Source organism: Saccharopolyspora elongata (genome assembly GCF_004348985.1).
GTDB lineage: Bacteria > Actinomycetota > Actinomycetes > Mycobacteriales > Pseudonocardiaceae > Saccharopolyspora > Saccharopolyspora elongata.
This window is the reverse complement of the sequence record NZ_SMKW01000026.1, coordinates 63,528-81,479: the sequence shown is the minus strand read 5'-3', so window position 1 is coordinate 81,479 and position 17,952 is coordinate 63,528. Positions and strand designations below refer to the sequence as shown.

The window sequence follows — 17,952 nt, the reverse complement described above, 5'->3', positions numbered from 1 at the left end:
CAGATCGTGCCAGCAACCCCCGACAATCCGATCACCAGCGGCCCGTTCTGCCGCGCCCCCGGGCCGGACTCACCCGGAACCGGAAGTCCCGGTACCGGTTGCAGGGCGGCCGGTCCGGTAGCCGGTCGGGCACGTTAGGTTGTCGCCATGGCCGATGCCGATGTGCGGGAAGCTGTGCCGTCCGATGCCGAGGAGATCGCTCGCATCCAGCTGACGACGTGGCGCACCGCCTTCACCGAGCTGCTGCCCGCGGCGGTGCTGGACGAGTTGGACAGCGCGGCGACCGAGCAGGAGTGGCGGCACGCCCTGACCGACGGTCCGGCCGCGGTGCTGGTCGCGACGGAAGGCCCGTGGATCGTGGGCTTCTGCGCGGCAGGCCCAGCCCCGGAGGCGGAAGTGGCGGCGGCCAACGGCACCCTGCCGGAGGATGCGGCCACGGTCGCGCTGGTCAGCGCACTGCTGGTGGAGCCGCGCTGGGGACGGCGCGGCCACGGCAGGCGGCTGCTCGGCGCGATGGTGGAGCGGCTCGCCGCGGGCGGGGCCACGCGGGGCATCACGTGGGTACCGGAGGCGAACACGGCGTCGATGGCCTTCTTCCGCAGTGCGGGCTGGGCTCCGGACGGTACGGTACGCACGTTGGACGCCGGCGGCCGTCCGCTGCGGGAATTGCGGTTGTCGGGTCCGATGGAATTGCAGTTCGAAGAACGGTGAACGCCGGTGCCGTGCTCGCTCGGGCACGCGCGGGGTTGCCGGCCACACCGCCTGCTGGGGTCCGAGCTCGCTGGGAGCGATCGTGCTGACCGTGATCGGTTTGCTGTCCACCGCCTTCGGAGTGTCGGTGGCCTCCGCGCTGCTCCCGTTGATCAGCGTCGAGCTGTTCGCGATCGGGCTGGTGCTCAAGGGCCCGGAGATCCCGTGGTGGCTGCTGGCGCTGGTCATCGCCGCCGGTCAGATCGCCGGAAAGCTGCTGCACTACTACGCGGCGCGCGGCTCGATCCGGCTGCCCCGGATGTTCCGGCGAAAGACCGAGCGGGAGCGGAAGGACAGCCGCTGGCGCGAGTGGATGGAGAAGTTCCGGGCGAACTGCCGTCGTCGGCCGGTGTGGACCGGCGCGGTGCTGCTGATCAGCGCGGCCGCGAGCCTGCCGCCGTTCGCCGCGATCGCGGTGATCGCGGGCTGGGCGAAGGTGCCGCTGACCACGTTCCTGGTCACGGGTTTCATCGGGCGCTTCATCCGCTTCGGTGCGCTGGCGATCGCGCCGGGTGTGGTCGTCGGCTGGCTGTGACCGGGCGGTCCCGGCGAGAAGCCTCCTGATCTGCAGGCGCGGGGCCGTGAGCCCGTTGGGCCGCTGCAGCGACCCGAAGGACTCACGGCCCCGTGACCCGGCGACGGCATCCCGAGCGTGGCGGCTCAGATCAGGCCGAGGCGCTTGGGGACGCCGCTGACCGAGTCGATCAGGCCGAAGACCGGCACGCCCAGCGGCGCGAAGGTCCACTTGTTGTTCAGGTCGCCGGTGTCGGGTTCGTCGACGACTGCCACGCCGTCCCCTTGCGGTGCCTCGGCGAGTGCCACCGGGCCGGCGCCAAGCAAGGTGACTCCGGCGAGCAACGAGGCGGCAACGGCACGTCCTGCGGTCCGCTTCATGTTCTTCCTCCTCAATTCGTCTTCGGGTCGTTCCTCAACCGCCGAGCACGTCGAAGACGGGCTGCAGCAGCTGGGTGGGCAACTGGACGGTGGGGCCGAGCACCGCGCCCAGGTCGACGCCGGGCAGCACCCAGATCGGCTCGGCCGTGGCGACGCCGCCGGTCAGCAGGCAGGCGGCCAGCGCGGTCGCGGTCGCCGCGGCGAACCTGCGGATGGATGTGGCCATGGTTCCTCCATTTCTCGGTGTTCCACGCGGTTTCCGCGCGGCAGATCAGCAGACGGAGTCGGACGGCTTGGGGTTGGTGAGCCCGAACAGCGGGCGCAGCGCGACGCCCGCGAAGGTGCCGATGAGGGCCATCGCGCCCCACAACCAGCCGTGCAGGCTGAACGAGGCCACGCCCGAGAAGTAGGCGCCGATGTTGCAGCCACCGGCGAGCCGGGCGCCGATTCCCATGACCACGCCGCCGAGCACGGCGCCGACCGCCAGCTTCCACGGGATCCTGCGGTGCAGGGTGAAGGCGCCGGCGAGGGCGGCGGCGATGAGCGCGCCGATCATGATTCCGAAGTCCATCACCGAAATCCGGTCGGTGAGCACGGAAGCCGAGAGCTTCGCGGCGTTCTCCGGCACGCTCCAGAACGGCGTGCCGGAGATGTCGATGCCGACCCAGCCGAGGATCTTGGCGCCCCACAAGCCGAACGCCGAGGTGATTCCCCAAGCGTGCCCGGACACGAACAGCGTCAGCGCGTTCAGCCCGGCTAACAGCAGCGCCCCGACCCACAACGGCCAGGAGCCGCGCAGCGCCCGCAGCACGCCTCGTTCGGTCGGCGGCTGTTCGATCGGCGGCGGTGTCCGGCGGCGTTCGATCAGCACCGATGCGCCGGCGATGGCACCGATGACCAGCAGCGAGATGACCAGCGCTCCGGCGTGACCAAACGGCGTGTCGGCGAGCGAAACGCTGGGTCCGGTGTTCTGCAGCAATTTGAACCAGTCGGCGGCGAAGGCGCTGGCGACCGAGCCGGCGATGAAGCCGCCGAGGGTGAACAGGATCGCGGTCTGCCCGCTGCCGACGGCGAACAGCGTCCCGGAGGCGCACGAGCCGCCGACCTGCATGCCCACGCCGAACAGGAACGCGCCCAGCACCACGCCGAGCCCGGCCGGCGCCACGGTGCCCTCCGGTGTTCCGGACAGGCTCGCGCCGCTGCCCAGCAGCACGGAGAACAGCAGGCACGCCACGCCCAGCATCAGCATGTGCGCCCGGATCGCCCGGCCTTGGCCGACGGTCACCAGCTGTCGCCACGCCGAGGTGAAGCCGAAGCGGGAATGGAACAGCACGAGCCCGAGCGCAAGGCCGATCGCGTAGAGCACCGTGAGCTTCCAGCCTGCGGCGTTGTTGACGGCGAAGCCGACCACGACGGCTACCGCGACACCGATCGCGACCACGCCGCGCTGCGCCGGTGGCGCCTGTACCGGTGGGACGACCGGACGCGATACGTCCACAACAGACATGAGCACTCCTGGTTCTGGGTCAGGACGGGAGGGGGCCGGAAATGGCGACGATGGTGCCCTGCGGGATCCATTGGCCCGCGGCGGAACTGCCGTGCGGGTGGTTGGCCATCCGCATCACGTCCACCTGGGCGGAGGCGTAGATCGCGACGTCGCCGGTGAGGTTCTCCTGACGCGCCGCCAGCCAGCGGCGGAATCCGGCGAGCGACGGGGGTTCGCCGCCGAATACGCCGGCCAGCGCCATGCCGTAGGTCAGCGAGCGCTCGTCGCGAGGGTCGAAGCGCAGCGGGATCGACGAGCCGGCCACGGCGTTCACGACGGGCCCGTGCAGCAGCCACGGGGCGAGGTGGACGCCGTAGATGTAGCCCGGTCCGCTGTTGCTGGATTCGAGGGCTTCTGCGGCGCGGGACCAGCCGGAGACGACGAGCAGCGCGCCGCCGGGATCGTCCCGGATCGCCAGTCCACGTTGCTGCGCTTGGGAAAGCACCGCGTCGGCGGCGGTTCGGGAGCGGGGCGACTCGTCGCTGATCACTGCGATCGACGGAACCCCGGCTGCGGCGAGGTAGCCAACCTGCTTGCGCAGCGCATCTTCGTCCTCTGTGGACAATGCTGCGGACGGGCAGCTGTCCAGCACCGACGGGGCGCCGGCGGCGATGCCGCCCAGCGCGGCGCTGGCGCATTCGGGCCCGTCCGCGGTGACGGCGTCCGGCAGCGCAGGGAGCTCGCCGGTGTCGACGTCCACCGTGCCCTGCTCCGCCCCTCGGCGCACCACGAAATCGCTGCGACCGCTGGTCAGTTCGACCTCGGCCCAGGTTCCCGTGCTGCCCGGTCGCGGCACGGCCCGCGAGATCCGGCCGCCGGATTCGACCACGACGTCCAGTCCCGCGCTCGCCGGGAAGTGCACCAGGTTTCGCCCCGGCCGGTGCGGGCTGACCAGCACCAGTGTCCCGGCGGCCGACGCGAGCCGTGGAATGCCGGGCACCGCCAGGTCATGCGGTTGCGGAATGCCGGGCAGGGCGGTCCACGCGACGACCGCGACCAGCACTCCCACCGCGCCCAGCCGGTAGACCCGGCGGACGTCGCGGAGTACCGCGGTCAGCACCAGAACTCCCAGTGACGCCACGACCAGCCCCACGAGCGCCAAGCCGTAGGCGCTGTCCACCAGCCGACGGTCGAGCAGACCCGACAACAGCAACTGGGCGAGCGCGGCCCCGGCCAGCGCCAATGCCGCGGTCAGCGCCACCGGGCCGGGCCGCAACCCGCCGTCGTCGCGCCAGGATCCGACGGCGAAGCCGAACCAGACCACGGCGACGGCGGCGAACACGGTGTCGAGGAAGAACGCGAGCGACGAATGCCCGAGCCCGGCCTCGGCGATCAGCAGCAGCGCCAGCGCGAACCCGAGGTAGGTCGCGGCGGCCCGCCACCGCAACGCGAGCGGCACCGCCAGCGCGAGGATCGCGTGCGCCACCGCGAAGCCGATGTTGATGTCGAGCACCGCCGCAGACCACCCGCTGGCCAGTGCGGCGATGCCGCCGGCCGTCCAGGCCAGCCGCGGCGGCACCGCCACCACGGCGCGCAGCAGGCCGACGCCCGCGACCACCGCGGTGCTGGTCAGCAGGAGAATCCGCAGCACCAAGGCCAGCAGATCCACACTGGACACCCCGGTGTGGGAGTGCATGTTCTCCATCAGCCACTCGCGTTCTCTCGCTCGGGTTCCGGCGATTTCGCGCGAAATCGCCTCCTGGGGAGGAGCCGTTCCGCGGGGGAACGGCTCCTCCACCGGGTGCGTGGTTTACTTCACGTCGCCGTCGGCGACCACGAACAACTCCGAGTGCGGTTTGGCGTTGCCGAACTCGCCGTGCGGCCAGGACCGCCGGTTGAAGTTCACGCCGACCTCACCAGTGACCTCGTCGCGGAACTCGTCGTCGACCGACACCGAGCCGTCCTCGCCCAGGCCCACGATGTTGACCTTGTGGTCGCCGTCCAGGCCGGATCGGGCCACGAAGTAGTTCGACACCGCGAGCCGCTGCGGCTGCTGGGTTTCCTGGTAGAAGCCGTCCGGGCCTAGCACGAAGTTGTCGTACGCGCCCCAGTGCGGGCCGGCGCCGGGCTTGCCGGGGTTGATCGGGGTGGCGCCGGCGAGCGTCGGGCAGTCGGCCTCGGCGCCGCCGTGCTCGGCCTCCTGCTTGGTGTCGATCGAGCACTTGTAGTCGTCGCCGGCTCCGACGAGCTTGGAGATGTCCAGCACGTAGACGCCGCCCGTGGTGCCCGGGTCGTCGGCCCCGAACGTGCCGGGCTGACGTCCCTGGATCGCCCGGTACAGGAACCGGTCGTCCGGGCTGGTCTGGATCCAGCCGCCGTTGGAGCTGCCGCCGTTGCGGTCGTTGGCCGCGTCGAAGCCGGGGCTGGCCGTGCCGTCGTCGAAGACCTGCCGCCAGTGCGGTTCGGCCGCGGTGATGTCCGGCGTGTAGAAGACCGCGCCGCCCTGCATGGTCTGGGCGAAGGCGCCCTTGTGACCGGGGAGGTTGGTGACGGTCGTCTCCATCACCGCGCGGCTTTCCTGGTGCAGCGGGTCGTTCGGATCGGCGCGGGGACCGTCCGGCAGGTACGACACCGCCTTCAGCTTCGGGTGGTTGCGGTCGGAGATGTCCCAGGTGCGCACGGTGGGCCGGCGCAGGTACGGCGACGGCGCCTTCACCGGGTCCAGGATGATGTTGCGCGGCTCGACGTAGTCTGCGGTCACCAGCGTGTTCAGGTCCTCGCGGGCCTGGATGCCGTGCGGGTTGGCGCAGGTCGGCTCGCCGAGCCTCGGCAGGTTGGCGCACAGCTTCTCGTTGTCGCCGCCGGGCGTGGCCGCCGGGGACTGCGAGAGCACCTTGGCGTTCTCGTCGAAGCGCACGACTTCACCGGGGCTGCCGGCGAAACCGTTGCCGATGTGCACCGAACCGTCGTCGTAGCGGTAGGGGCCGGGCGCGACCGGCCCGCCCATGTAGGTCGCGTACGCCGTGCCGTCCTTGAGCACCCAGTAGGCGTCGGGCACGGAGCCGCCGAGCGTTTGCGTCGGCAGGCTGATGCCCTTCAGCTTCACGTTGGGCAGGGCGGTCACGTCGAAGGCGTAGGTGGCGGCGCCGAAGAGCGCGCCCGCGTAGATGGTGTCGCCCTTGTGCCACACGTATTGCATGTGGTGCGACTCGTTCTCCACCAGCGGTCCGACGGTGATGGTATTGACGACCTGGCCGTATCCGGGCGATCCGGGGGTCGCGTCGATGACGGCGAGGAAGTCCGGACCGGGCAGGGCGTTCGAGACCTTGCCGGGGCCGCCGCTCAGCGATCCGGGCAGGTTCCGCACGTCCGGAACCACCGTGTCGGCGATGTTCTCGTCGCCGGCCCAGACCAGCAGCCATTCCTTGCGCTTGCCGTCGGATTGCGACTTCTCCAGCGCGCTCTTCACCAGGTGGTTGGTGACCGTGTAGTCCTTGCCGTCGGCGCCTTTGACCGATTGCGTCGACACTTCGACATCTGCGTAGGCATCTTGGACGGGTAGCGTGACCGCACCGACCGCCAGCAGCACGGCGGCCAGCCCGGTGGGCCATCTGCGAAAACGTATCTTCATTTGTGCTCCGAAAATCCGTGGAATCACCCGACTGAAGGCATGCCGGAACCCCACCGGCGGCACGTTCGGAAAACGCGCGCTAGAGGAGAAAGCGGCGATGCCGAAGGGAACACATCGGACCGGGGGAAACCTGCGTTGTCACGCCAGGCCCGGTTCCGCGAAAGGAGAGCCCTAGCCGGCGCAACAGAGCGCGCTGGCCTGCTGCACCAAATCGACATGCAGGCGAGCCACCAGAGTGGCGAACCTAGACATGGCTGAAATGATCGGGACTACCGGTGACGCTGTCAATGGCCCAACCACTTGGTGAGATCGCCGCACATCGTTACCCGGAAAAGCGCAGCACGCGCCCGCGTTCACCCGAAGAGCGGTAGAGGAGTTAACAATGTAACCCTACCTTGCGGCCGCCTCGAAACATTTCTTTCAGAAATCCCGAAAAGCCGCAGTCCGCGCGCCTGCACCCATTGTGCCTGAGGATCGCCCGCAATGCCGCCGCCGTTGCGGCGTGCAAAGAGGCGGTCCGCTTCGGACCGAGCACGGCCTAGTCGAGATGCGCACGGCGCGAGAGCTTCCAGGCCGACGACGTGAAAGCGCTGCCCGAATAGCTTCGGGCGCACCATGTTTCGCTCACCACGTTCGACACGGACGAGAACACCCTCGACGCGGTCCGCGCCGGGGCGGCGGGCTTCCTGCTGAAGGACACCGCGCCGGAGCAGATGCGCGAGGCGGTGCGGGTGGTGGCAGGCGGCGAGGCGCTGCTGTCGCCCGGGGTCACCCGCGGGCTGACCGAGCGGGAGCTCCAGGTGCTGGCCGAGGTCCGCGCCGGGTGTTCCAACGCCGAGATCGCCGAGCGGCCACCGCGCGAACCCACGTCGGTCGGCTGCTGTCCAAATTGGACGCGCGGGTCCGCTCGCAGCTCGTGGCGCTGGCCTACGGAACCGGGCTGATCACGCCGGGACGGTCCCGCGGCGGGGTCGAGTAGCGCCGGGCGAAAACCGCGTCACCGCGCGGATTCTTCGCGCTCCAGCTCGATCGCGCGGCGCATCGCCTTGCGGCCGCGGTTGCGATCGCCGGCCAGGTCGTAGGCCTGCGCCAGCGCGAACCAGCGGCGCCAATCCTGCGGCGCGGCTTCGAGTTCGGCCTGCTTCTCGTCGAAGTACGCGTCCGCCGCCTCCCGCTCGACGCGGCCGGAGGGCCGCCGGGGCAGGTGCGAGACGTCCGGCAGCGCGTCCTCGTCGTAGAGCCGCTGCGCGAGCCGCTCGGTGCTCGCGCCGAACCGCAGCTGGTCGACGACCAGCAGCGCGCCGAGCACCGGCAGCACGAAGACCGCCACCCCGAGGGCGATGAACACCGGCTGCCCGCTGGTGATCATGGTGACCGCGCGGCCACCCATGAGCACCAGGTACACCAGCAGCACGATCGCCACCACGAACGCGGACGTCCGCGGGGTCATCAGCTTGCGGGCCACTCAGATCCCCAGCAGCGCGTCGAGGCCGACGGTCAGGCCCGGCCGGGACCCGACCTCGCGGATCGACAGCAGCACCCCGGGCATGAAGGAGCGGCGGTCGTAGGAGTCGTGCCGGATGGTCAGCGTCTCGCCCTCGGTGCCGAACAGCACCTCCTGGTGCGCGACGAGCCCGGTCATCCGCACCGAGTGCACCCGCACGCCGTCGACGTCCGCGCCGCGGGCGCCGTCGAGCTCCTTGGTCGTCGCGTCCGGCACCTCGCCCAGGCTCGCCTCGGCGCGCGCCTGCGCGATCACCTGCGCGGTGCGCGCGGCGGTGCCCGACGGCGCGTCGGCCTTCTTCGGGTGGTGCAGCTCGACGATCTCCACGGATTCGAAGAACTTCGCGGCGAGCTCGGCGAACCGCATCGACAGCACCGCGCCGATCGCGAAGTTCGGCGCCACCAGCACGCCGACCTCCGGCCGGTCGGCCAGCCAGGAGCGGACGGTGTCCAGCTCCGGTGTGCCGAGCCCGCTGGTGCCGACCACCACGTGGATGCCGTGCTCGACGCAGAACCGGATGTTGTCGAGCACCGCGTCGGGATGGGTGAGGTCGACCGCGACCTGGGCGCCGCCGTCGAGCAACCCGGTGAGGCCGTCCTCGCGGTTGATCGCGGCGACCAGTTCGGTGTCGGGGGCCTCGCCGACGGCGCGAACCGCCTCGGATCCCATCCGCCCGCGGGCACCCAGCACGCCGACCTTGATGCTCACGTGACGACTACCTTTCCACGCCTACTCCAGTGCACCCCGAGTCTATGCAGCGCCGACACGCCCGAACCGGGCGGCACCCCGGCACCCGCCCGGGCGCCGGGGCGCAATTCCACGAGAAATCGACCCTCACCGGGGTGAGGGTCGATTTCTCGTGGGATTGGCACCGCCCCGAGGTCACACGCCGTCGGGCAGGTCCTCGGGCGAGTCGTACGGCCCGACGACGGCGGTGGTCAGCGGGCGGCGCAGCAGCTCGGCCGCGAGCTCCGCGACGTCGTCGACGGTGACCGCGTCGATGCGCTCCAGGGTCTCCTCGACCGTGAAGTGCCTGCCGTAGTTCAGCTCGATCTTGCCGATCCGGCTCATCCGGGACGCGCTGTCCTCGAGGCCGAGCACCAGGCCGCCGCGCAACTGCCCGCGCCCGCGCTCCACCTCGTCCGCGGTCAGCCCGTCGGCCGCGACGCCGGCGAGCACGCCGCGGATCACCGTCGCGACCTCGCCGAGCCGGTCCGGGGTACAGCCCGCGTACACCGAGAACGTCCCGGCATCGGAGTACGCCGTGGTGGCCGAGTAGACCGAGTAGGCCAGGCCCCGCCGCTCCCGCACCTCCTGGAACAGCCGCGAGCTCATGCCGCCGCCCAGCGCCGCGTTGAGCACGCCGAGCGCGAAGCGGCGGTCGTCGTAGCGGTCGAAGCCGCGGCAGCCCATCAGCAGATGGGCCTGCTCGGTGTCGTCGGTGTGCAGCGCCAGCGGCTTCTGCTTCGGCAGCCGCGCCCGCCCCGTGCGCGGCGGCGCGGGCAGCACGTCGCCGTCCAGCCGGTCGCCGAGCGCCTTGCGCAGCAGCCGCAGCACCCGGCCGTGGTCGACGTTGCCCGCGGCGGCGATGACCATCTTCGGCATCTCGTAGCTGCGCCGGTAGAAGCCGTTGACCCGGGCCCGGGTCATCTCGGTGATGGAGTCCTCGGTGCCCAGCACGGAACGGCCGAGCGGGTGGTCACCGAGCACCGCCGAGGTGAACAGCTCGTGCAGCAGGTCCTCGGGATCGTCGTCGCGCATCGCGATCTCCTCCAGGACCACGCTGCGCTCGACATCCACGTCGGACTTCGCGTTCAGCGCGTCGAAGACCACGTCGCAGAGCATGTCGATCGCCAGCGGCAGGTCGCGGTCGAGCACGTGCGCGTAGTAGCAGGTGTGCTCCTTGGCCGTGAAGGCGTTCAGCTCGCCGCCGACGGCGTCGATCTCCTGCGCGATGTCCACCGCCGTGCGCTTGGCGGTGCCCTTGAAGAGGAGGTGTTCCAGGTAGTGCGCGGCACCGGCCTGCGGGCGGCCCTCGTCGCGCGAACCCACCGCGACCCAGATGCCGACGGAGGCCGAGCGCACGCCGGGCACGGGCTCGGTGACCACCCGCAAGCCGCCCGGCAACACCGTCCGGCGCACGGCCGCGTCGCCGGTGCCGCCGAGGATTCGAGTGGTCCCGGGACGCTGCAGGTACCCGGCGCGTGTCTGCTTCTTCATGTCCCTTTAGAGAGTATTTCGAAATTGGTTTGCGTAGCGGTGCGGGTGGCGGGACCTCAGGCGCCTTCTCGCTGTGGGATCCCCGACTCATGAAGCCAATTCACCACGTCGGGGCTGTCCTCGCGAGAAGACCCCTGAGAACCCGCGGCGGTGTGAGTTGAGTCCCACACCACAAGCGGCTGCCGCCGCTTATCAAACACCAACCACCTTGGTCTCGTCGCGACATCGTGAGTTGACGACTCACAACCGTACGGCCCGCCCCGGAGTTCCGGGACGGGCCGCGTTGGACAGCGCGTCACGCGCGCCGATCGGTCACTGCGCCGGGGTCTCGGCCTCCGGCTTGGCCTCGCCCTCGGCCTTCTCCGCCTCGTCGTTGACCAGCACCAGGCTGATCTTGCCGCGGCTGTCGATGTCGGCGATCTCCACGCGCAGCTTGTCGCCGACGTTCACCACGTCCTCGACCTTGCCGATGCGCTTGCCGTTGCCCAGCTTGGAGATGTGCACTAGGCCGTCCTTGCCCGGCAGCAGCGAGACGAACGCGCCGAAGGCCGCGGTCTTGACCACGGTGCCCAGGAAGCGCTCGCCGACCTTCGGCAGCTGCGGGTTCGCGATGGCGTTGATCTTGTCGATCGCGGCCTCCGCGGACGGACCGTCGGCGGCACCGACGTAGATGGTGCCGTCGTCCTCGATGGTGATCTCCGCGCCGGTCTCCTCGGTGATCGAGTTGATCATCTTGCCCTTCGGGCCGATGACCTCGCCGATCTTGTCCACCGGGATGCTGATGGAGGTCACCCGCGGGGCGTGCGGGCTCATCTCGTCGGGCTTGCCGATCGCCTCGGCCATCACCTCGAGGATGGTGAACCGGGCGTCGCGGGCCTGGCCGAGCGCCTGGGCCAGCACCTCGGACGGGATGCCGTCCAGCTTGGTGTCCAGCTGCAGCGCGGTCACGAAGTCCTTCGTGCCGGCGACCTTGAAGTCCATGTCGCCGAAGGCGTCCTCGGCACCGAGGATGTCGGTCAGCGCCACGTAGTGGGTCTGACCGTCGACCTCGTCGGACACCAGGCCCATCGCGATGCCGGCCACCGGCGCCTTCAGCGGCACGCCCGCGTTCAGCAGCGACAGCGTCGAGGCGCACACCGAGCCCATCGAGGTGGACCCGTTGGAGCCCAGCGCCTCGGAGACCTGGCGGATCGCGTACGGGAACTCCTCGCGCGTCGGCAGCACCGGCATCAGCGCGCGCTCGGCCAGCGCGCCGTGGCCGATCTCGCGCCGCTTCGGGCTGCCGACCCGGCCGGTCTCACCAGTCGAGTAGGGCGGGAAGTTGTAGTGGTGCATGTACCGCTTCGTCGTGTCCGGGGACAACGAGTCGATGGTCTGCTCCAGGCGCAGCATGTTCAGCGTGGAGACACCCATGATCTGGGTCTCGCCGCGCTCGAACAGCGCCGAGCCGTGGGCCCGCGGGATCACGCCGACCTCCGCGGACAGGCTGCGGATGTCGGTCAGCGAGCGGCCGTCGATGCGGACCTGGTCGCGGATGATCCGCTGGCGCACCAGCTTCTTGGTCAGCGACCGGAAGGCGGCGCCGACCTCCTTCTCGCGGCCCTCGAACTGCTGGCCCTCGCCGGTGCCGACCTTCTCCAGCACCGCGGCCTTGATCTCGTCGAGCCGGCTCTCCCGCTCCTGCTTGCCGCCGATCTTCAGCGCCTCGGCGAGCTCACCGGAGACGGCCTGCTCGACGGCGGTGAAGGCGTCCTCGGCGTAGGCCGGGAACACCGGGAAGTCCTGGACCTCCTTGGCCGCAGCCTGCGCGAGCTGCTGCTGCGCCTGGCACAGGGTCCGGATGAAGGGCTTCGCGGCCTCTAGACCAGCGGCGACGACCTCTTCGGTCGGCGCCTGCGCACCCTCGGCGACCAGGTTGACAGTCTTCTCGGTGGCCTCGGCCTCGACCATCATGATCGCCACGTCGTCGCCGACGATGCGACCCGCGACGACCATGTCGAACACGGCCCGCTCGAGCTGCTCATGGGTCGGGAAGGCCACCCACTGGCCGTCGATCAAGGCCACTCGGGTGCCGCCGATCGGGCCGGAGAACGGCAGACCGGACAGCTGGGTGGATGCCGACGCGGCGTTGATCGCCAGCACGTCGTAGAGGTCGCCGGGCACCAGGCTCATCACGGTGACGACGACCTGGACCTCGTTGCGCAGACCGTCCACGAAGGACGGGCGCAGCGGCCGGTCGATCAGCCGGCAGGTGAGGATCGCGTCGGTGGACGGGCGACCCTCGCGGCGGAAGAACGAGCCGGGGATGCGGCCCGCGGCGTACATCCGCTCTTCGACGTCGACGGTCAGCGGGAAGAAGTCGAAGTGCTCCTTCGGCTGCTTGGACGCCGTGGTGGCGGACAGCAGCATGGTGTCGTCGTCGAGGTAGGCGACGACGCTGCCGGCGGCCTGCTTGGCCAGCCGGCCGGTCTCGAACCGGACGGTCCGGGTCCCGAACGCGCCGTTGTCCAGCACGGCGGTGGCCTCGTAGACGCCCTCGTCGATCTGGGGTTCAGTCAAGGTTGACTCCTCGGTTTCACGAGGCCCACGGCAGGAGCATCCGGATCGTGGTCCGACGAGGCCGGCCATCGATCGAAGCCCCCGGGAACGTCTGTTGCGACGACTTGCCCGGCAGCCACTACCGAGGACCGGCGGACGCCTGTCCGGTGCGTGCCACCGTGAGCGCTCTTCAGTTGCGACGGCGCGCGGGGCGCCGTCCGTTCTTCATGCACCGGGGGGAGCGGCCCATCGGCCGCTCCCCCCGGTGTTCGTCAACGACGCAGACCGAGTCGCTGGATCAGCGAACGGTAGCGTTCGATGTCCACCTTGGTCAGGTAGTTGAGCAGACGACGGCGGCGACCGACCATCAGCAGCAGACCACGACGCGAGTGGTGGTCGTGCTTGTGCTGCTTGAGGTGCTCGGTCAGCCCGACGATCCGCTTGGTCAGCAGGGCCACCTGGGCCTCCGGCGAACCGGTGTCGCCGTCCTTCAGGCCGTACTCGGCCAGGATCTGCTTCTTGTCTTCAGTGGACAACGCCACGAATTGACTCCTTCGATGTCCCGTGTCAGCGACGCCCGACCGATCGATCGGGTGGCGGGTCGACCCCAGGTCGACCGGACGCGGCCACCACGGACTGCAGCCGCTCCACATGCCAGGATAACAGGGAGAGCTGCTGCGACCGGGTCAAGGACCATTCCCGGAGCGGCTTGCGTAGCGGTGCGGGTACGCCGCCTCACTGTGGGATCCCCGACTCATGTATGTCCAATACACCACGCTGGGGCTGTCCTCGCGAGGACGACGTCTGAGAACCCGCGGCGGTGCAAGTTGAGTCCCACACCGCAAGCGGCTGCCGCCGCTTAAGAAACCAGGCGTCAACCCGGCGTCTCGCGCGTCACCGCCACCCGGTGCACGGTCCGGTACTCCCGACCGCCTTCCCGCAGGTCACTGCACACCACCGCGAGATCGCGCGGCCGCCACCACGGGCCGGTGTAGCCGGCGAACAGCCCCGGCAGCAGCTCGCGGTCGGCTCGCCCGGCGACCCACCTGGCGATGGTGAGGTGCGCGGTGTGACCGCGCGGATCGCCACCGGCCGCGCGAACCAGCTCGCGCAGCGCGGCGTCGTCGGAGCCGGTTTCCGGCTCGACGCCGACCCACAGCACGCCGCGGAACGTCCCGGCGCCGGCCAGCCGGAGGCGCGGCGACGACGGGTCGGTCTCCAGCAGCTCGGCTACGCGCTGGTCGAGCCGGCCGGTCACGCGCTGCTCGTCGGCGTCGTCGCCGTGGAAGCGAAGCGTCAGGTGCCAGCGCGACGGGTGTGTGAAGCGGAACTTGCGCAGGCCCGCGGTCGCCTCGGCCACCCGGTCCGGATGGAGCCGGTCTACCGCCGACGCCAGGTGCCGCACCGCCTCGTCCGACGGCCACAACGCGGTGAACAAACGCATACCCCAGTGTCCGCGCACTCCCCGGACGCCCGCGCGGCGGCTCCGCGGGAGCTCAGTCAAGGTCGCCGTTGGCGGCGCGGCGGAGCAGCTGCGCCAGCGCCGGGTAGCGGCCCTCCAGCAGCGACGCCGCCGCCGCCAGCTCGCCGGGCTTGGCCACCTCGCGCAGCACCGGCCAGGCGGCCTCCTCGCCGTTCGCCGAACCCACGACCGGCAGGTTGTCGCGGCCCACCGACGGGCGCGACTGGCGGACGTCCTCCAGCGCCTGCTTGATCGCGTCCTCGTCACCCGCGGCGACGCCGGGGATGAGCACCTTGCGCTCCAGCATCACCAGCCTGGCCAGCACCGACGGGTTGCCGATCTTGGCCCGGCGGCCGCTCATCACCTGGCTGAGCATCGGCGCGCTGATCCCGAGCACTTCCGCGAGCTGGGCCTGCGAGATGCGGAACGCAACGACCAGGCGGCGCACCCGGTCCCCCAGCGGCTCTCCGTACCACTGCCGCTGCAGTGCGAGGTTCCGCTGGACGTTGCTGTTCTCCGCCACCTTCGTTCCCCCCGTGTCGGCGCCGACCCGGCCGCGGGCGGCTGTTGATCCGGCCCTGAATACTGCCAGGTCACCGGCCGGGCGTGGCCGGGAATCCGAAAAGCGTTCCGACCGCGGTGCGCCGCGCGGCGGACGCGGCTGCCCCGTTCGGGGGTTCGGCATACCGCCTCACCCGCCCACGGCGAGGATCCGCCGGGTTTCGGCGACGTCCTGGTGCATCTGCTCGATCAGCGCTTCGACCGTGTCGTAGCGCTCCATCGACCGCAGTCGCTGCACGAAGTCCAGGTCGACGTGCTCGCCGTAGAAGTCGGCGTCGATGTCCAGCACGTACGCCTCGACGGTGCGCTCGGTGCCGGAGAACGTCGGGTTGCTGCCCACCGACACCGCCGCGGGCAGCGTCTCGCCCGGCTGCACCGAGCCGCGCCGGCGGTGCGTGAACCACGCGGCGTACACGCCGTCGGCGGGGATCGCCGCGTGCGGCGGGGTGGACAGGTTGGCGGTCGGGAAGCCGAGCTCCTTGCCGCCGCGCCCAGCGCCGCGCACCACGATGCCTTCCAGCCGGTGGTAGCGGCCCAGCGCGGAGGCGGCCGCCACGACGTCGCCGGCGTCGATGCAGGAGCGGATGTAGGTCGAGGAGAAGGTCACCGAGGGGCCCGCCGCGTCGTCGGCGCGCTCCACCGGCCCGGAGACCAGCGCGTCGGATTCGACCTCGAAGCCGAACCGCTCGCCGAGCTTGGCCAGCAGTTCGATGTTGCCCGCCGCCTTGTGGCCGAAGGTGAAGTTCTCGCCGACCACGATCTCCGCCGCGTGCAACCGCTCCACCAGCATCGCGTGCACGAACTCCTCGGCGGGCACGCGGGAGATCTCGCGGGTGAACGGCAGCACGCAGAAGACGTCGACCCCGAGCTGCTCGGCCAGTTCGGCGCGGCGCCGCAGCGTCGTCAACTGTGCCGGGTGACTACCCGGGCGCACCACCTCGGACGGGTGCGGGTCGAAGGTCATCAGCACGCACGGCACGCCGCGGCGGCGGGCCTGCCGCACCGCGTGCGCGATCAGCTGCTGATGTCCCCTGTGCACCCCGTCGAAGACGCCGATGGTGACCACGCACCGGCCCCAGCCACCGGGAATCTGCTCCAAACCACGCCAACGCTGCACGACCAGGAAGCCTACTGCGCCGCTATCCGATGGCCGGAACGCCACCGCCCGTGCCGCGGATCGCGCGGCACGGGCGGGCGGATCGCCTCAGTTCGTGTAGTCGCCGAACGGCTGGACCTGGAGCTCGTCGTTCTCGCAGATCCGCAGGGAGTTGTCGCGGCCCTGGTTGACCGGCACCTCGATGTCCTGGGAACCGGCGCGCGGCAGCCGCACCGAGAGCGCCCCCGGCATGTCGCACCCGCCGTCGGCACCGGAGGTCGTCCAGGTGATGTTGAAGCTGGCGAAACCGCCGTGCCCGTCCAGCCGCATCGACTGCGCGCCGTCGGCCGTCACCTGCTGGATCGCCACCGGCATGGTCGCGCCGCCCTCGGAGCCGCGCATCGCCTTGATCTCCGGGTACCCGTCGAGCACGCACGGGGTCATGTCGTTGCTGTTCTTGGTCACGCTGAACTGGCCGCTGCTCGGGCGCCCGTCGTAGTTCTCGGAGGTGACGAACTTCGCATCGAGGTCGGACGCCTCGCACGGCCGGTCGCCGGTGGCGTTCCCGCCCTGGTTCGAGCCGGCCGCATCGGTGGTCTCCTGCTGCGGACCGGCACTGGTCTCGACCGGCCTGCTCTCGGCCTGCGAACCACCGCCGGCCGTCTGCTGCGGTGCACCGCCTGCCGCACAGCCGCTCAGCGCCAACCCCGCCGCCACCACGACGGTCGCCCCGACTAATCGCTTGCGCATGCTGCTCCCAACGTCTGTCGTCACTGGATCGGACTAGCCGTGGGACGAGCGACTCCTCCCCCGGTTCCAAGGGCGTGACACCGGTCACCGAAATCGCCCGCGGCGCGGAGGGGGTTCGACCGGAATGCGTCAGTTCGCCGGAATGATCACCAGCACCGGCTTCGCGGTCCGGCCGCGGTCGCGGACCAGGGCCACCGCCCGGCCGTCCGGATCGAACATCCCGTAGGTCCCCTCGACGCCGGCCGCGGGCACGACCTGGCCGTGGGAGAGGGCGCGGGCGGTGTCGGCGTCCACGTTGCGGCGCGGGAAGGCGGTCTCGACCGCCTGGTCCAGGCCCATCGACAGCCCGGGCTCGGCCTCCAGCCGGTCCAGGGTGCGCGCCGTGGCCAGCCCGAACGGGCCGACCCGGGTCCGGCGCAGTTCCGAGAGGTGCCCGCCGACGCCGAGCCCGGCCCCGAGGTCGCGCGCCAGCGCGCGCACGTAGGTCCCCGACGAGCATTCGACGAGCACGTCGAGGTCGGTCGTGCGTTCCGTGCGGCGCAGCGCCAGCACGTCGAAGCGCGACACCGTGACCGGCCGGGCGGCCAGCTCGACGGTCTCGCCGTTGCGCACCATCTCGTAGGCGCGGCGGCCGTTGATCTTCACGGCGCTGACCGCGCTGGGCACCTGCTGGATGTCGCCGGTCAGCTCCGCGATCCCGGCCCGGACCGCCTCCTCGTCCACCCCGGAGGCGTCCGCTTCGGACACCACGTCGCCCTCGGCGTCGTCGGTGGTGGTGGCCGCGCCCAGCCGGATCGTCGCCAGGTACGCCTTGGTGTCCAGGGCGAGGTGGCCGAGCAGCTTGGTGGCCCGCTCCAGGCCCAGCACCAGCACCCCGGTGGCCATCGGGTCCAGCGTCCCGGCGTGCCCGACGCGGCGGGTGCCCATGATGCGGCGGACCCGCGACACGACGTCGTGCGAGGTCATCCCCGCCGGCTTGTCGATCACCAGCAGGCCGGGTGGAACGGTGGGACGCGTTTTGCGGGAGTGCTCGGACACGAGGAGACATCTTCCCCGACCC

Annotated in this window: 17 protein-coding genes and 1 pseudogene; 3 read left to right on the top strand and 15 right to left on the bottom strand. The window is 70.8% G+C overall.

Annotated elements, in window-relative coordinates; genetic code table 11:
* The first annotated feature begins 147 nt into the window (after window positions 1-147).
* Both E1288_RS20375 and E1288_RS20370 read left to right on the top strand, forming a co-directional pair.
* Window positions 148-711, top strand: coding sequence for a GNAT family N-acetyltransferase (locus E1288_RS20375; protein WP_132487418.1), 564 nt, complete (start codon window positions 148-150; stop codon window positions 709-711).
* Window positions 712-793: 82 nt separating this feature from the next.
* On the top strand, window positions 794-1,285 hold the full coding sequence (locus E1288_RS20370) for a YqaA family protein (protein WP_235883686.1): 492 nt from the start codon (window positions 794-796) through the stop codon (window positions 1,283-1,285).
* Between the two features lie 125 nt (window positions 1,286-1,410).
* On the opposite strand, the gene E1288_RS20365 is transcribed toward E1288_RS20370, so the two are convergent.
* The 5 genes from E1288_RS20365 to E1288_RS20345 form a co-directional block, all read right to left on the bottom strand.
* Window positions 1,411-1,644, bottom strand: a complete 234-nt coding sequence (locus E1288_RS20365) for a hypothetical protein (protein WP_132487416.1) — start codon at window positions 1,642-1,644, stop codon at window positions 1,411-1,413.
* 34 nt (window positions 1,645-1,678) lie between these two features.
* Window positions 1,679-1,870: a hypothetical protein gene (locus E1288_RS20360; RefSeq protein ID WP_132487414.1), complete on the bottom strand. Its 192-nt coding sequence runs from the start codon at window positions 1,868-1,870 to the stop codon at window positions 1,679-1,681.
* A gap of 45 nt (window positions 1,871-1,915) precedes the next feature.
* A complete protein-coding gene (locus tag E1288_RS20355) occupies window positions 1,916-3,151 on the bottom strand; it encodes a YeeE/YedE family protein (protein ID WP_132487412.1) in 1,236 nt (411 codons plus the stop codon).
* A gap of 19 nt (window positions 3,152-3,170) precedes the next feature.
* Window positions 3,171-4,826, bottom strand: coding sequence for a hypothetical protein (locus E1288_RS20350; protein WP_235883685.1), 1,656 nt, complete (start codon window positions 4,824-4,826; stop codon window positions 3,171-3,173).
* 114 nt (window positions 4,827-4,940) lie between these two features.
* Window positions 4,941-6,761 carry a selenium-binding family protein gene (locus E1288_RS20345; protein ID WP_235883684.1) on the bottom strand — a complete coding sequence of 607 codons (1,821 nt, stop codon included), beginning with the start codon at window positions 6,759-6,761 and terminating at the stop codon, window positions 4,941-4,943.
* 623 nt (window positions 6,762-7,384) lie between these two features.
* Here E1288_RS20345 and E1288_RS20340 point away from each other — a divergent pair.
* A pseudogene (locus E1288_RS20340) lies at window positions 7,385-7,740 on the top strand (LuxR C-terminal-related transcriptional regulator); the annotation flags it as partial.
* An 18-nt stretch (window positions 7,741-7,758) separates the two neighbouring features.
* Here the strand turns inward: E1288_RS20340 and E1288_RS20335 are convergent.
* The 10 genes from E1288_RS20335 to truB form a co-directional block, all read right to left on the bottom strand.
* Window positions 7,759-8,211 carry a hypothetical protein gene (locus tag E1288_RS20335; protein WP_132487474.1) on the bottom strand — a complete coding sequence of 151 codons (453 nt, stop codon included), beginning with the start codon at window positions 8,209-8,211 and terminating at the stop codon, window positions 7,759-7,761.
* A 15-nt stretch (window positions 8,212-8,226) separates the two neighbouring features.
* Window positions 8,227-8,973, bottom strand: a complete 747-nt coding sequence (gene dapB / locus E1288_RS20330) for a 4-hydroxy-tetrahydrodipicolinate reductase (protein ID WP_132487408.1) — start codon at window positions 8,971-8,973, stop codon at window positions 8,227-8,229.
* Between the two features lie 174 nt (window positions 8,974-9,147).
* Entirely contained in the window at window positions 9,148-10,485 is a 1,338-nt protein-coding gene (locus E1288_RS20325) for a M16 family metallopeptidase (protein ID WP_132487406.1), read from the bottom strand.
* Window positions 10,486-10,797: 312 nt separating this feature from the next.
* Window positions 10,798-13,044, bottom strand: a complete 2,247-nt coding sequence (locus E1288_RS20320; RefSeq protein ID WP_132487404.1) for a polyribonucleotide nucleotidyltransferase — start codon at window positions 13,042-13,044, stop codon at window positions 10,798-10,800.
* Window positions 13,045-13,295: 251 nt separating this feature from the next.
* Entirely contained in the window at window positions 13,296-13,565 is a 270-nt protein-coding gene (rpsO, locus tag E1288_RS20315) for a 30S ribosomal protein S15 (RefSeq protein ID WP_093261676.1), read from the bottom strand.
* Between the two features lie 332 nt (window positions 13,566-13,897).
* On the bottom strand, window positions 13,898-14,467 hold the full coding sequence (locus tag E1288_RS20310; protein ID WP_132487402.1) for a 2'-5' RNA ligase family protein: 570 nt from the start codon (window positions 14,465-14,467) through the stop codon (window positions 13,898-13,900).
* 52 nt (window positions 14,468-14,519) lie between these two features.
* On the bottom strand, window positions 14,520-15,008 hold the full coding sequence (locus E1288_RS20305; RefSeq protein WP_132487400.1) for a helix-turn-helix domain-containing protein: 489 nt from the start codon (window positions 15,006-15,008) through the stop codon (window positions 14,520-14,522).
* 168 nt (window positions 15,009-15,176) lie between these two features.
* Window positions 15,177-16,163 carry a bifunctional riboflavin kinase/FAD synthetase gene (locus tag E1288_RS20300; protein ID WP_132487398.1) on the bottom strand — a complete coding sequence of 329 codons (987 nt, stop codon included), beginning with the start codon at window positions 16,161-16,163 and terminating at the stop codon, window positions 15,177-15,179.
* 87 nt (window positions 16,164-16,250) lie between these two features.
* On the bottom strand, window positions 16,251-16,892 hold the full coding sequence (locus E1288_RS20295; RefSeq protein ID WP_132487396.1) for a DUF4232 domain-containing protein: 642 nt from the start codon (window positions 16,890-16,892) through the stop codon (window positions 16,251-16,253).
* A gap of 129 nt (window positions 16,893-17,021) precedes the next feature.
* Window positions 17,022-17,930: a tRNA pseudouridine(55) synthase TruB gene (gene truB, locus E1288_RS20290; RefSeq protein WP_132487394.1), complete on the bottom strand. Its 909-nt coding sequence runs from the start codon at window positions 17,928-17,930 to the stop codon at window positions 17,022-17,024.
* Window positions 17,931-17,952: the final 22 nt, after the last annotated feature.

Coding starts and splice junctions, on each gene's coding strand:
- E1288_RS20375 (WP_132487418.1), top strand. CDS start 148: ATGGCCGATGCCGATGTGCGGGAAGCTGTGCCGTCCGATGCCGAGGAG.
- E1288_RS20365 (WP_132487416.1), bottom strand. CDS start 1,644: ATGAAGCGGACCGCAGGACGTGCCGTTGCCGCCTCGTTGCTCGCCGGA.
- E1288_RS20360 (WP_132487414.1), bottom strand. CDS start 1,870: ATGGCCACATCCATCCGCAGGTTCGCCGCGGCGACCGCGACCGCGCTG.
- E1288_RS20355 (WP_132487412.1), bottom strand. CDS start 3,151: ATGTCTGTTGTGGACGTATCGCGTCCGGTCGTCCCACCGGTACAGGCG.
- E1288_RS20350 (WP_235883685.1), bottom strand. CDS start 4,826: ATGCACTCCCACACCGGGGTGTCCAGTGTGGATCTGCTGGCCTTGGTG.
- E1288_RS20345 (WP_235883684.1), bottom strand. CDS start 6,761: ATGAAGATACGTTTTCGCAGATGGCCCACCGGGCTGGCCGCCGTGCTG.
- E1288_RS20335 (WP_132487474.1), bottom strand. CDS start 8,211: ATGACCCCGCGGACGTCCGCGTTCGTGGTGGCGATCGTGCTGCTGGTG.
- E1288_RS20325 (WP_132487406.1), bottom strand. CDS start 10,485: ATGAAGAAGCAGACACGCGCCGGGTACCTGCAGCGTCCCGGGACCACT.
- E1288_RS20310 (WP_132487402.1), bottom strand. CDS start 14,467: ATGCGTTTGTTCACCGCGTTGTGGCCGTCGGACGAGGCGGTGCGGCAC.
- E1288_RS20295 (WP_132487396.1), bottom strand. CDS start 16,892: ATGCGCAAGCGATTAGTCGGGGCGACCGTCGTGGTGGCGGCGGGGTTG.